General features: G+C 30.6%; 10 protein-coding genes and 2 CRISPR repeat arrays. Of the genes, 1 reads left to right on the forward strand and 9 read right to left on the reverse strand.

All coding sequences use genetic code 11. The annotated features are described in order from the left end of the window. Positions 1–12: 12 nt before the first annotated feature. From IAI10_RS22520 to cas6, 9 genes are all read right to left on the reverse strand, one after another. On the reverse strand, positions 13–591 hold the full coding sequence (locus IAI10_RS22520) for a hypothetical protein (RefSeq protein WP_315675579.1): 579 nt from the start codon (positions 589–591) through the stop codon (positions 13–15). 423 nt (positions 592–1,014) lie between these two features. Further along, positions 1,015–2,549: direct repeats of the CRISPR family, unit length 30 nt; unit sequence ATTTAAATACATCTTATGTTATATCTTCAG. 179 nt (positions 2,550–2,728) lie between these two features. Next, positions 2,729–3,016 carry a CRISPR-associated endonuclease Cas2 gene (gene cas2, locus IAI10_RS22525; protein ID WP_315675570.1) on the reverse strand — a complete coding sequence of 96 codons (288 nt, stop codon included), beginning with the start codon at positions 3,014–3,016 and terminating at the stop codon, positions 2,729–2,731. Next, positions 3,016–3,993 (reverse strand): type I-B CRISPR-associated endonuclease Cas1b, encoded by a 978-nt coding sequence (gene cas1b, locus IAI10_RS22530; RefSeq protein ID WP_315675571.1) that lies wholly within the window; start codon positions 3,991–3,993, stop codon positions 3,016–3,018. Before cas1b ends, cas2 begins: the two co-directional genes overlap by 1 nt. A 44-nt stretch (positions 3,994–4,037) precedes the next feature. Then, positions 4,038–4,532 carry a CRISPR-associated protein Cas4 gene (gene cas4, locus IAI10_RS22535; RefSeq protein WP_315675572.1) on the reverse strand — a complete coding sequence of 165 codons (495 nt, stop codon included), beginning with the start codon at positions 4,530–4,532 and terminating at the stop codon, positions 4,038–4,040. Then, positions 4,529–7,108 (reverse strand): CRISPR-associated helicase Cas3', encoded by a 2,580-nt coding sequence (gene cas3 / locus IAI10_RS22540; RefSeq protein ID WP_315675573.1) that lies wholly within the window; start codon positions 7,106–7,108, stop codon positions 4,529–4,531. Before cas3 ends, cas4 begins: the two co-directional genes overlap by 4 nt. 13 nt (positions 7,109–7,121) lie before the next feature. After that, positions 7,122–7,868: a type I-B CRISPR-associated protein Cas5b gene (cas5b, locus tag IAI10_RS22545; RefSeq protein WP_315675574.1), complete on the reverse strand. Its 747-nt coding sequence runs from the start codon at positions 7,866–7,868 to the stop codon at positions 7,122–7,124. A gap of 3 nt (positions 7,869–7,871) precedes the next feature. Further along, positions 7,872–8,825, reverse strand: coding sequence for a type I CRISPR-associated protein Cas7 (locus IAI10_RS22550; RefSeq protein ID WP_315675575.1), 954 nt, complete (start codon positions 8,823–8,825; stop codon positions 7,872–7,874). Continuing rightward, complete coding sequence (locus tag IAI10_RS22555; protein ID WP_315675576.1) at positions 8,818–10,560, reverse strand: CRISPR-associated protein Cse4; 1,743 nt, start codon at positions 10,558–10,560, stop codon at positions 8,818–8,820. The genes IAI10_RS22550 and IAI10_RS22555 overlap by 8 nt, the downstream gene beginning before the upstream one ends. Before the next feature lie 12 nt (positions 10,561–10,572). Beyond that, positions 10,573–11,265, reverse strand: coding sequence for a CRISPR-associated endoribonuclease Cas6 (gene cas6, locus IAI10_RS22560; protein WP_315675577.1), 693 nt, complete (start codon positions 11,263–11,265; stop codon positions 10,573–10,575). Between the two features lie 664 nt (positions 11,266–11,929). On the opposite strand from cas6, the gene IAI10_RS22565 reads away from it, so the two are divergent. Then, positions 11,930–12,766, forward strand: coding sequence for a pentapeptide repeat-containing protein (locus tag IAI10_RS22565; RefSeq protein WP_315675578.1), 837 nt, complete (start codon positions 11,930–11,932; stop codon positions 12,764–12,766). Positions 12,767–12,799: 33 nt separating this feature from the next. Next, positions 12,800–13,612: a CRISPR direct-repeat array (repeat unit 30 nt; unit sequence ATTTAAATACATCTTATGTTAATGTTCAAC). Positions 13,613–13,724: the final 112 nt, after the last annotated feature.

Consider the following 13,724-nt stretch of genomic DNA (forward strand, 5'->3'; position numbering starts at 1 on the left):
CAAGCTTTTTGGTTATCTAAATTCTTTGTTAAAGCATGCGTACTGAAATTCCGGCTGTGTCTGAAGGTAGTAGCCCGTCCTTACCTGACCTACCCAATTCTCAAAGATAGATTTCCAATCGTTCCTTGAAAAAAAGGTTTCAATAGGGTTTGCTGCGGTAGAATCCCACTCTAATATTAAAAATGGACCTATTCCAAAAGACCAAATTCCAGTCTGCTCCACTCCTGTTTCTCGTATCAATAAAAGCGGCAGCCCATATTGATAAGCCATAGCAGGCTCAATTTGAGCAAATGGACTTCCTTCCCAGGTTTCTTGTCCTATAGGTTCATTTAGATTATTTTTTATAACATTTACATATCTTTGTCTAAGATTGAGTGATACCATTCCATAACTGGAATAGATCATTCTTCTGATATTGGTTAATGGTGTTTCTGGATACTGCTCACTTATAGGAAGAGTTCTTGGGAAAAGCAGAGCATTTCTTATTTCTTTTATTATTGCATCTACAAATTCCTGCTGCACTGGATTTAATCTGCTTGGATGACTTAAAAATGCCGGTATCCTAAATAGAAGCTTAGAGGATTCTTTCATTAGTTCTGTGGGGCTAGGGCGCTTAATGATTGTGTTTTCATCTGAGCTTTCTACCTTTTTTACCTCATCAGTTTTGGGTTTAAATTTTGTTCTATCTAATTCCACAAAAATCCCTCTCTTTCACTTTATATAGTATATAAATAGCGAAGGAAAGGTTCATATGATTTATTAATTCTTCAGCACGGTTATTATACCAGTTGATATAATTGTTAATGCCATTAAGGTAGGGAATAGAGACTTTCTTTTACGCTTAAAAAACATATGAATCACATCCTTATAATATTTTTCGAATATTTTTTACATAATTTACATATTTCTATAACTGTTTTTGCTTGATTGTGCTCGGTAAAATACTGTAATACATTAATAGAGCATCTTATATCTTCAGTTTATAAGTAGACGGTTTATGTTCAAGGCAGCCTCAATTAAATACATCTTATGTTACATCTTCAGGTAAAATGCCTTATGAATATATATATGGCTTTATCATTTAAATACATTTTATGTTATATCTTCAGAATGTACCAATCTATGTTCTATGCATCAAACACCTATTTAAATACATCTTATGTTATATCTTCAGATTGCAATGACTCCTTATAGCCGAAAAGCATATGAATTTAAATACATCTTATGTTATATCTTCAGTTAAAGTTTGCTTATCTCGTAATCCTAACCCTAATGCATTTAAATACATCTTATGTTATATCTTCAGTGAATAGACGGAGATTAAGGACAAGCTTTAAAGACAATTTAAATACATCTTATGTTATATCTTCAGCCTAACGATCAAGTCTCTATTGCAAGATATGGTCCTGATTTAAATACATCTTATGTTATATCTTCAGTTGGGTGGATCGGCGGATAAACAAGAAGTTCTTAAATTTAAATACATCTTATGTTATATCTTCAGCTTCTAAGTAATCCGCTTTACTTCTCAAATAATAATTTAAATACATCTTATGTTATATCTTCAGGCGTTATAGAATTTGATTGTTACGGATTCATGTTAAAATTTAAATACATCTTATGTTATATCTTCAGTAGCAGAAGTTTTAAGAGTTAGCATTATACCAATAAATTTAAATACATCTTATGTTATATCTTCAGACGCTTTTTTTATTTTGCTTTAAGGAGGTGAGACAGATTTAAATACATCTTATGTTATATCTTCAGTCTACAGATATAAACACTTATAGGTATCTGCAGCAATTTAAATACATCTTATGTTATATCTTCAGTTATCTTCATCAGGGGTTATTGCCTTAGGCTCCTTATTTAAATACATCTTATGTTATATCTTCAGTACAATTCTACTTTGGCTACAATTTTTTTTCTGCCTATTTAAATACATCTTATGTTATATCTTCAGCATATCCCCATCAAAAAGAGATGGATGCTTAATTTTATTTAAATACATCTTATGTTATATCTTCAGCTGATATTTTATTTTTATCAATTTGAATACATTGATTTAAATACATCTTATGTTATATCTTCAGTACATAAACTATGTTATCTCTAAGAGAAAGTAGGATTTAAATACATCTTATGTTATATCTTCAGCTGGATGTCTCTATAAATAGATTGATTATTGTATTCAATTTAAATACATCTTATGTTATATCTTCAGTAAGGCAGTTTCAATGCTTAATTTATCTCCAAGCTGATTTAAATACATCTTATGTTATATCTTCAGGTAGCCGGACATCTGTTAGGCGGTGCTGTAAATTTATTTAAATACATCTTATGTTATATCTTCAGTATATAGTTCCTTAAAATCGGATACATTTTCTTCATTTAAATACATCTTATGTTATATCTTCAGCCATAGATAACTTAATTGATGCAGTTAATAACGTATTTAAATACATCTTATGTTATATCTTCAGACATCATTCCACCTACCAATTTCCTTAGCAAATCCGATTTAAATACATCTTATGTTATATCTTCAGTAATGAAAAATAGCCATTCTTTAATATCGTAATTTAAGCTAAAAGCTTGAATTACAATACTTTGTATTATTTTTTACCAACCTGCTTGATTTTAATTATATAATTTTATATAAACTTAATGCAAGCTTGATTTTCCAATGGCTTATGTACCTTACTACTATAAAATAGGTTGGTAAAAACTATAATATTAAGGCTTCGCTGTCCTTATAATTCTTTCCTAAGGTCTCTTCCTCAAAGCTTGCCTCGCTCATAAATTTAATTATAGATATAAAATCTTCATTTGGATTTATCTCTTTTTTCAAATCAGCGCGAAGCTTAATCAAGTTTGCTGGAGTTATATTTCCTCTAAAAATAGATTTTTGGTGATGCTTAAAATATTTTTTGCAAACCTTAAATACCCTATTAACTCTTTTTTCATTCACATCATAAAAAACAAATGCATAGTTATAGTTAAGATTTTTAGGCATTACATCATCTCCTTAAGGCTAAAAGGTTTAAATTCTTTTCCTTCTACAAACAGTTTTATTAATTTATATCCATCGTACTTAATTGCATTTTCATAACTTATTTTGCGCTTTAAAATTGGATGAGTAAAAACATTATCAAACCTTTCCTCTAATGCTTCCACAAAGATTTTTTTACCTGCCTCATTGAGCAGACAATAGTTAAGCTTTTTATCAAAATGCTTTGCTACTTGTATTCTTCTATTATTCACCAACTCAAAAATAGTTTTATAAACTATTGCGGGCTTAAAGGCCTCCGATAAATCAAGACACAAGGAGAACCTGCCTTCACTTGGTTCATGCAAAAAGCTTATGGATTGATCTAAATGAGTATTATAAATTTGTGATATGGTTCTAGTATACAAAATAGAGTTACCAAAGGAAATTAATGCGTTTATAGGATTATCTGGTGGCCTTTTAACTCTCTTATTCATTACAAAATCTTCAGGTAAAAAATATTTGAAGCTTTCATAAAATTTCATCCATATTTGACCTTCTATAAAGAGAACATGTTTTATATCACTTTGCTTGTCCAAAAGTGTTGGCATGTCTCTTTTTAGCCAGTCTAGATATTCCTTTAGCTCTTTTTTATCATGCTTATAATAATGATATAAAACTTCATGAATATTAACAGCTATACCTCTTACAAACGCCTTTGCCACCTCTATTCTGCTATCCATAAAGGTCTTAGCTTGTTTAATCACAAGATTTCCGCTTACTAAGTACTCCTTTGGATAATACGTGCCACTATATTGCTGATAATAATTAAATACATGTAGTACAATACCTGCTTTAGCTATAAAATCTAAAAATTTCGTATTAAAAGAAACCTCTCCTAAGCAGTAAAGCTCTCTGGTTGCTTCTATTGGCAAGTATATATTTCCCTTGGCATTTCGGAAGACTATTGAGTTATCTTTTCTGCTTAATTCTCCATTAGACATAATAAATCTTGTATTTTTTCCCGTAATAATCCCTCCTAGCTTCTTTAAATAAAGCAATATTCAAAATAAGCACATTTCTTACATTTTGGTTTAAACTCTGCTATTGGAGGTTTTTCTTCCTGCATAAATTCCATTATCTCCTCCATAAGTACTTCAAGCCTTCTTTCATCCTCTTCTGTAAGCTCAACTATTACTGTTTTATTATTTTGCTTATTTTTTTCCACGTATTCAATCTTGCCCTTTTTCTCTACTCCCTTGTTCTTTAAGATTTTTAGATATAATAGAGTCTGCCACTTGGTGGCTTCCGTATCTGCATCAGATTTTTTCATTTCTATAAGATATTCTTCAGTAAGCTTATCAATTTTCACATTATCTATAGATACTTCACTATTCTTTTTACCCTCATATTTAAGTTCATGAAGCACCTTTCCTATCCTCACATCTTCGCTATTATCCTCTAAGTTTAGCCTATTTCCATGAAGCCAGCATTGCCTTTTGCAATGAAAATAATAATTTATTATTGTTCCGGTAACCTTCATAGCATAGAACCTCCATTACCTTCCCTGTATTTTTTCCTATCGAATTTTCCATCAGTTAAATATTCTTCACCATCTTCAATATAAAAAATATTGCCGATTATTCCATTGTATCTAGGTGCTATCTTATCAACATTATAAGTAAAGTAGTCCATCTGCTCCTGAACATTAGATAGCTTAACTTTTCTTTCAGCATAAGGCATTTCAGAATTCATTAATAGCTTTTCATAGTTTTCCCATACTGTCTTTCCTTCTAGGCTTCTTCCATCCTCCAATTCAATAGTTCTGTTAAGGAAAATTGTATATTTCTTTTCCTCATCAATAAGCTTCATTCTCTCATATATTTTCTCGTACTTAAGCTTATTCAAGGTATCCTCTCTGAATTCATTTATATTACCTATGCTTTCACCGTCTGCTTCCTTTTCCAGTCTATCCATAACTGCATCATAAAAGCTTGAAAAATCTTTTGCCTTTAAGATTTCTCTAATTCCTTCCTCCAATAAAGTTAAGCTTTTATCTTTTCTATAGTCTTTTTTATAGACATTTGACGCTTCATCTAAATTAAAAAAATAAACTCTTGAGTCTGGTTTAGAGCAAGAACGATTTATTCTTCCTAAAAATTGTTCTTCCGCATCTAGAATGGAAATATCCTTAAAGCCTCTGTCCATATCTATATCCACACCAGCTTCAATAACTTGTGTGGCGATAAGAATTATATTCTTTTCACTTTTTACCTGTTTTATTATTTTGCTTCTTTCTGCTTTGTTGTCATCACCTGTTATAAGGTGAACTTTTTTATTAAGCTTTTCCTCAATATTAATTTTTTCCATGCTCTTATAAAAGTCCATTGCTCGATTTTTGTTAATGAACTCTACAAGTATGTTACCTTCCATTTCTTTTGCTGAAGCTGTTACCTTTTCTGTTAGCTTTTCTAATATCTCAGCTTTCTTATAGACCAAAAGGGAAAAATCAAGCTGCACTCTGTTTTTAAACAAAGGATTTTCAAAGTAATAGCTTCTATTTTCGATAAGATCCACAAAGCTTTTTTCACAATCAATAAGCCTATCCAGCCTTGGAAGAGTGGCAGACATTATAATCACCTTTAAATTAAGCAGCTTAGCATACTTATTTAAAAAAGTGATGATTTCCTTCCAAATGCTATTCTTATAGCTTTGAATTTCATCCAATATGATTACGCTGTTAGCTATATGCGCAAAGGTGAACACCTCTTCTCTGCTCACGCCAAATAGGTGAGAAAAAAGGTTTATATGAGTGGTTAAAACTATAGGATAGTGCAAAAACTGTCTGTCTAAAAATGCCTTCTCATAGTCAATTTTTATGTTTATAGCTTTTTCCCTGATTTCATGATTGTTTTCCTTTGCATCGATGACCTCAATGGGAGTTATTGAATTGATCACAGCTATTTCATTTTTCATATGCTCATTTTCTTCAAAAATACCATCTAGGGATTTTTTAGTCTGCTCAGCCAAGGTATTAAATGGAAATATATAAAATATCTTGTTAAGGGCTTTATCTTTCTTCAAAAGCTGAAAAGCTAAATTAATTGAAGTATTGGTTTTGCCAGAGCCAGTTGGTGCTTCCAAGTAAAACATGTTTTTATCATAATTTTTCTCAAGATTATTTTCAGCCTCCAAAAACATTTCACTTCTAAGCCTATTTATATTTTTTTCTTCAAAGGGGCTTTTTCCTTTTCCTTCAACAGCCTCCTTATGCCTAATGATATCCTTATATAGCTTCTGCTTTTTAAAAACGAAATAAAATTTATCAACATCTCCTATAGCTCCAAAGCTCTTTATCTTAGTTCCATTGCTGTACTCAGATGTAGAATAAAAATCGCTTGCTACCAGCAGTGAAAAAAGAAATCTTGTGTATATAAATAAATCTATGCTTCTCCAACTACCCTTATCGTATAACTCCTTTGAATTAAAATTACACTTTTTCCACAAGTTCTTTATGTCTATGTTAAACCTCCCAATTATGCTAAAGCCATCATAGCACTCATTATACAGAGAATTGTCTTCAATATAATTTGAATATTTATTTTTAAGAGTCTCATGAAATGCTGAAAAATCGTCCAGGGAACCATGATGCTTAGATATGATATAGGAGTTCAAAAAAAGAAAGGTGAGAAGAGACCTGAAGTCCTCTCCTTTAATATTTTTAATTTTATCAATATAATAATCAAAGTATATACATACCGACAGCATGGAATGTTTTGAATCACTTTGAGCAGTAGTTTTAAACTCACCATTTCCCATTTTCAAGCATTGAAAATTTGCATTTATTTTTCCCAAATCATGCATATAGATAGCATTACAAAACATTTCCTTCCAAATATCCACTATCTCGCTTTTTTCTTCTTTGAAGAAGGCTTCCTCAAAATTTACAAATACATTATCCAGCTGCTTTTCTTTACAAAGCTTTAAAAAGTAAGCATAAACTAAATCCATATGCTCCTTTAACTTTTCCTTATGATTTTCCTTGGTATGTGCATATATGTTTTGAAGATTTTTAAGCTTCTCCTCTACAGGAAATAGCTTTACTGCATCAAAATACATTTTTCCACCTGCCTTAAAAGAAGAATACTACTTTATCTTCATAAGTATAAAGCTTATAGGGTTCCTTTAAACCTACCCTCATATTAGTAAATACAAAGCTTTCAGTTATATATTGATTTGTAAGCTCTTGAAGTGAAATTGGCAGCTTTTCTTCATACTTCCACTTATCCTCTGGAAGCTCAGTGAAAAGTCCAACCTCTTCCTGCACTTCTGGTAAAAATTCAAAGTGTTTTTTAAGAAATAAACTATCAACTCTTGAAAAATCCTTAGCCTCTTCCATAGAAATTATTTGCACGGCCTTAATATCTGCAAAATGATCGTTTTTACCTAAATAAGGTACATACTTAAAGCTTCTGTTTAAAAAGTTTTTCTCTATAGCTTCGCCACAGACGTTTTCTTCTAGACATATATACATATCCCAGCTGGGACTTTCAAGCCACTGCTCTTTAACAATAAGATTTCCGCCTTCTTCTTGAGAAGCATACCCAACAGAATTATTAAAAATCTGAACCTTTTTAGGTATGTATCCTCTGCTGTTTTTAGGTACTATAGCTATTTTTAAGGCTGAAAGTTCTGCGTAAAAATCTGGATATTCCTTATCTTCCTGCTGATTGTACCCTTCTAAGCCAAGCACAGAACCTAGGATACCTAACACAGCGATCTTATGAATGCAGCCATAGGTAAAATATAAATAAGTATTAACATCCGGTTTCTTAAAAAAAGCTGTTTTTCCGCTTAAGTTAAACTTTAAAGCTTTCATGGCTTAAAGCACTTCCCTTGTAAAAATATTAAAATATTTTGCTTTTTCTATATTCTTATTTAATTCCGTTTTTATTGGATTGTAATATATTTCTATACTTTTTATTTTACCTGAAAGAGTATTTATAAGCTCAGCTGCATCATCAGCTAAGACAATTCTGTCTTTTCCCTCTGCTTTCTCAAAGCTTATGTACTGTGCTAAATCTGGAAGATATAAATCTATATCTGTTTCAATAAAAATGCTGAACTCATTCTCACAGCCAAGCTTCGCATTAGTATTAAAGGCTGTAGCTGAAACTAAGGCTGCTTCCTTAAACTTTTTATAGTCCTCCTCAGTGTATCCCTCTGTAACTCCAAGCTTTGCATAGTTATTGTATACAGAAGGAGTTATTACGAAGGGATAGAAATAATGCGCCTCACTGCTTACTATTTTTGTTCCCAAGGTAGTAAAATTTGCTTCCTCATCATCTTTTTTATTTTTTTCATTTTCTACTCTAAAGGGTGATAATATATTCTGCTCTTCCACAGTGGCATCAGCATATTTATTAAATCCCTGTCCTATTTGAACCGCACCTGTTATAGATATATTGTTTCCTTCTTCTGCAAAGGTGGCTCCAAAGCTCTTCACATCTATAGCTTTAAACAGATTTGTAAGCACTTGCTTATTATCCTTTTCATTTTTAAGATCTTTAACTTGAAATATCTCTTCGTATCTTTCTTTTAGTGATTTTGGTCTAACCTTTATTCCTTCTTTTTTATCTGGTTCAAGCTTTAAGGATTTTACGTACAAAACAGCTTCTCCCTGCTCTTCCCACATCTTTTTCATTGGATATTTTAAAGCCTTATCACTTCCGAAAATCTCTCCTGTGGATATTGATTTTGGATTTCCGCTAAAATCAGCATTCCAATTTGCCATTATTGATTTTATTCCTATTACTCCATAAACTCTTTTATTCATTTTCCTTATCCTCCTCTATTTCATTACTCACATCAGTTCCTTTGCTTTTTTCATATATCAAATTAGAATATAAATAACCTCCAAGTAAAATATCGGTATCGATTTTTCCTTCTGGCACGTAGCCTAAAAGCATACATTTTAAGTTATTGAATCTTGGATTGTCTTTTCTTATAGCATAGTTATACTTCATAAATAAAACCTTTATTTCATGCTTAAGCTTATCATTGGTCTTGCAATTTAAAACAGGATTTATCAAAGAATGCATTTTTCTACTTGATTTGTTTAGTGATATCAAATAGCTTACTATTTGACCTACTGCAAAATAATATTCCTCGTCAGAAGTAATCTGATCTGTTTTATCTGCATTAGACTTTATTCTTAGACTATCTGCAATTCCTTTAAAAATATCACCCATAGCTTTCTTACCTCCAAAATAATTTAATATAGCATATCTTAAATTAAACTGTTCCTTTGCTTTTATAATGTAATCATTAGTGATAGAATTCTTTATTAAACTCAGAGAGATATCATTAAAAAGCTGCCTTATTACTGTGGTGTCCCCCTTATAAAGCCAGCTAAATAACGCATCTCTTGATTTCAAAAGATTTTCCTTCACCACATAATCATTCAGTCTTATATCATTAGGTTCCGTAAAAAAGTTTGACAGCAAAAATTTATTGAAGTAAAGTTCATTTATTTGACCTTTAAGAGTTTTAATATTATCAATATTACCTAGGTGCAAGACAGGCTTACTCTTGCCATAAGCTATTGGTATAACCTGCGTCACCTTAAGTCCAATAATTTTATTTTTAAGACCTGATATTATATCAAAATCTCTTATTTCTAATTCCTTACCTTTTTGTATCCTAAGAAAGTATCCAGAGAAATCTTCTTCCATGCTCTCATCATTAGCTAGACGATAAATTCTTTCCTCATTTAGGTAAATATTTGTTTTCCCTAGAGAAGCAAAATTCATTAGATAGTCAAAAAATTGTTTTTGAAGCATAACTTCCTTTTCAGAGATTAAATACGGTCTTATATTTTTACGAGTTTTTTGTTCAAGATATGGCTTTTTCGAGTTAAGTCCTAAATTGTCATTAGGTAATCCTAGAGTTTCATTTTCCACCTGCACATTATATTGAGTATTGTTGTATATATTAGGAATTACATATTTTTCACTTTCCTGTTTGTATAAAGAAAGACTTGAAGCAAAAAATACTTTTAAATAGTTTTTATCTTTTTTAACCTCTGACAAAACTGTATATATATTTTCTTTTATCCACTTTTTATTTTTTTCAAGCTTTTCTGCATCAGCCTTTCCATATTTACTTTCTATAGCTTCATACATCTTTAGCTTTTCTTTATCTTTATTATATTTCTCCCTAGGGTCTGATAATATTTTATAGTAATTATCAATGATCTCTTCTTTGAGCTTTTCTTTATTAACATTATCCTTTTTAATAAAAAAAGATAAATAATTATTGCTGTGTATGACCTTTTTGGAATCTATGGGTTTATTCATATCTACTAATTTTGATAGGTAATCAAGCTTAGCAAATTCATTATATCTATGGTCTACCTTATCATCATTTTTGGACACTTCAAGAACATCATAGTCACCTTTTTCATCTACTAAAACATAGCTGCCTTCTACTAATTTATAATTTTCTATAATTCTATCTTCGATTGTAGATCCATACAGCCTATTAAATATCTCTAAGCAATCCTTAAGCATAGTTTCACCTCCTTAAAGCCATTTAAAATTGACATAGCCAAAGCCCCTAGAGTTCATCTCTAAGATGCCGCTTCCCAGTGCAAAATAAGCTAACTGCTGTGCGGTTTCATTTTCAGCTACAGACAAAGTTAATTTATCCCCTAACAGCTTTATATTTTTATACTTGCAGACTATTGGCATTGGATTATCAAATTTAGTAAAAGTAAATAGCTCAAAGTCTTCTTTAAGCTTTGTGTTAAAATATGAGTTATATTTCTTAATTAAATTTTCTCTGAGTCTCTTTTCAAAGCTTTCTAAGTTTTCAACGCCTCTCCAGTACCCACCTTGGAACTTTGCTATAGCAGGTGTTAGACTGTAGATTTTTTCTATATACCTTTGAGGAATAAGCTTTTTTTCTATAGTTAAGGCTTTCAATGCTTCAGTATACTCATTTACTAGTACCTTTTGAAAGTGCTCTGCCAGTTCTTCCTCCACAGTTCTAATTATTACCGCATATATGTTACCAGCTTTATAAAGCTTGCTTTCTTCTATTGGATACAAGCTGTTATGTACATAATTCTTGTATTTGTTTTCTTCATGAAATTTCACAAACCTTGGATTTTTTAGAAAGCTTTTATCTATAAGCTCTGATACACATGATAATGAATCTTCACTCTTAATGTCTCTACAAGCATATACTTTTAATTTCAGTTCATAAACCTTCAAATATTTTGCCTCCTTTACAATTTACTGCAAATTATATTGTAAAATAATATTATTTATATATATTTATATATATTTATACATATTTTTTATATTCTGTAATCATATATGAAATCCTTCTTTTTTAACTATATATTTTTAAATCGTCTCTCATAAGTTACACCGTAACAAAAGATAATATTGAGTATAAATAAGCTTTATCGTGGTAAAGATAGTTTACATCAAATGTTAAATATTAATTTTCTAGCCAACTAACTAAAGAAAATATCTTTAAATACATCAAATGTTATTACTTCAGCGCTTAAATATCACTTATATAGTATTATTTACAAAAAAATTTCTTTTAATCACATAAGCTTAAAATTTTTTATAATAAAATATTCTAATAATCATTAAATGTATAAAATGTATTTTAACAAAATGAAATGAGGTGCAAATAAATGAATTGCTACTTTATCTATATTATATCTATTGTTTTTATAAAATATAGCTATAAGCTAGTACATATCTATATGACACATGAAGAAAATATGGCTAAAATATTTATGCAAACTCGGTCCAAAAAGAAAATTTCACATTAAGACCTTATACCATTTTATTGCTTTCCCTCAAAACTATAAGTAATATAGTATTTGAACTTATTTTTTTACAATACGAGGTAATAATCATGGAACATCCATTTTATAAAAATACTGAAGAATTTAGAGTGGACTGCAAGAACTGCTTTGGGCTTTGCTGCGTTGCCCTCTATTTTTCTTCCTCCGAAGGCTTTCCTCAAAACAAGGAAGCAGGCAACCCCTGCAAAAATCTTAAAGAGAATTTCACCTGCGCTGTGCATAAAACTCTTATAGCAAAGGGACTTAAGGGCTGCACTGCTTATGACTGCTTTGGAGCTGGTCAAAAGCTTTCTCAGCTTACCTTCAAGGGTATAAGCTGGAGAGACCTACCAGATGCTGCTCTCATGTTTGACTCCTTTTTAGTTATGAGGCAGCTTCAAGAGATGCTTTGGTACCTTACTGAAGCCTTTAATATTCAGGAGGATAAATCAGCCAAAGAAGAAATAAAAAGGCTTATAGAAGCCACAGAAAAGCTTACCCTGCTTGATGCTGAAGCTTTGCTTGGTTTAAATTTAGAGGCTCATAGAGAAAAGGTTAATCCAATACTTAAAGCCGCTAGTGAGTATGTTCGTGCTAAGGCTATAAAAAGCGTGAATTTAAAAAATAGCGAAAGAGGTAAAAGATTTGATTATTTAGGTGCTGACTTAAGAAAGACAAAACTTATAGGTGCTGATTTGAGAGGTACCCTGCTCATTGCTGCAAGGCTTAACGGAAATACTTTAAATGGAGCTGATTTCATCGGCTCAGACATGAGGGATGCTGATATTAGAGACGCTGATCTTTCTAGAAGCATTTTTCTTACGCAGGCTCAAATAAATTCAGCTAAGGGTAATGCTCACACAAAGCTACCTGAAAGAATACTGAGACCTAGTCATTGGGAAAAATAATTCCATTGCTAGGATTAAAAAATTTAAAGCATGATTTAAATACATCCTATGTTAATGTTCAACTGAGACACACATTGAAAGAGCTCTTGAATATACAAATTTAAATACATCCTATGTTAATGTTCAACAAGAAATATTAAAAATGAAACAAAACTTTGCTAAAAATTTAAATACATCTTATGTTAATGTTCAACGGTGCTGGTGATGCTTGCACAGTCAATGTAATTTAATTTAAATACATCTTATGTTAATGTTCAACCTTATCAATCAAGGTAAATATCAGCAGGTAGTTAAATTTAAATACATCTTATGTTAATGTTCAACATATCAACGGAAAAAACGCTCAAGGAGCATATCAATTTAAATACATCTTATGTTAATGTTCAACTTATTACAGCTAAAGGAATATATTCTTTGGGCTTATTTAAATACATCTTATGTTAATGTTCAACCTATTTTGTATACGTCTAATTTTACTTTCATATCTAATTTAAATACATCTTATGTTAATATTCAACTAAGTAAGAGCACAAAAGATATAGTATCTATATTATTTAAATACATCTTATGTTAATGTTCAACAGTATCTATATTTGAAAAAGCTGTTCCATTTGTCAAATTTAAATACATCTTATGTTAATGTTCAACTAGCTGTTTAATCAAAAAGTTTGAAACACGTATACAATTTAAATACATCTTATGTTAATGTTCAACGCTTCACAGGCACAAGGTTTGCCGTTTTTAATCATGATTTAAATACATCTTATGTTAATGTTCAACCTAGCTAACTTTGATTTATATTCTTCAATTTCTTTTATTTAAATACATCTTATGTTAATGTTCAACTAGTGGTGTTAGTATAATATTGTAGACACAGAAAGCCGAACACTTTAAAATAAAGAAAAGAGAAGGAAGTGTTATGATGGCTAGAGGTCAAAAACAATATACAGAAGAATTT

This window comes from Clostridium sp. 19966 (assembly GCF_032335695.1).
In the GTDB taxonomy this organism is placed as follows: Bacteria; Bacillota; Clostridia; order Clostridiales; family Clostridiaceae; genus JACTOJ01.

Excerpts from the sequence above, each read along its gene's own strand:
- IAI10_RS22520 (WP_315675579.1), bottom strand. The coding sequence starts at position 591 with ATGAAAGAATCCTCTAAGCTTCTATTTAGGATACCGGCATTTTTAAGT.
- cas2 (WP_315675570.1), bottom strand. The coding sequence starts at position 3,016 with ATGCCTAAAAATCTTAACTATAACTATGCATTTGTTTTTTATGATGTG.
- cas1b (WP_315675571.1), bottom strand. The coding sequence starts at position 3,993 with ATGTCTAATGGAGAATTAAGCAGAAAAGATAACTCAATAGTCTTCCGA.
- cas4 (WP_315675572.1), bottom strand. The coding sequence starts at position 4,532 with ATGAAGGTTACCGGAACAATAATAAATTATTATTTTCATTGCAAAAGG.
- cas3 (WP_315675573.1), bottom strand. The coding sequence starts at position 7,108 with ATGTATTTTGATGCAGTAAAGCTATTTCCTGTAGAGGAGAAGCTTAAA.
- cas5b (WP_315675574.1), bottom strand. The coding sequence starts at position 7,868 with ATGAAAGCTTTAAAGTTTAACTTAAGCGGAAAAACAGCTTTTTTTAAG.
- IAI10_RS22550 (WP_315675575.1), bottom strand. The coding sequence starts at position 8,825 with ATGAATAAAAGAGTTTATGGAGTAATAGGAATAAAATCAATAATGGCA.
- IAI10_RS22555 (WP_315675576.1), bottom strand. The coding sequence starts at position 10,560 with ATGCTTAAGGATTGCTTAGAGATATTTAATAGGCTGTATGGATCTACA.
- IAI10_RS22565 (WP_315675578.1), top strand. The coding sequence starts at position 11,930 with ATGGAACATCCATTTTATAAAAATACTGAAGAATTTAGAGTGGACTGC.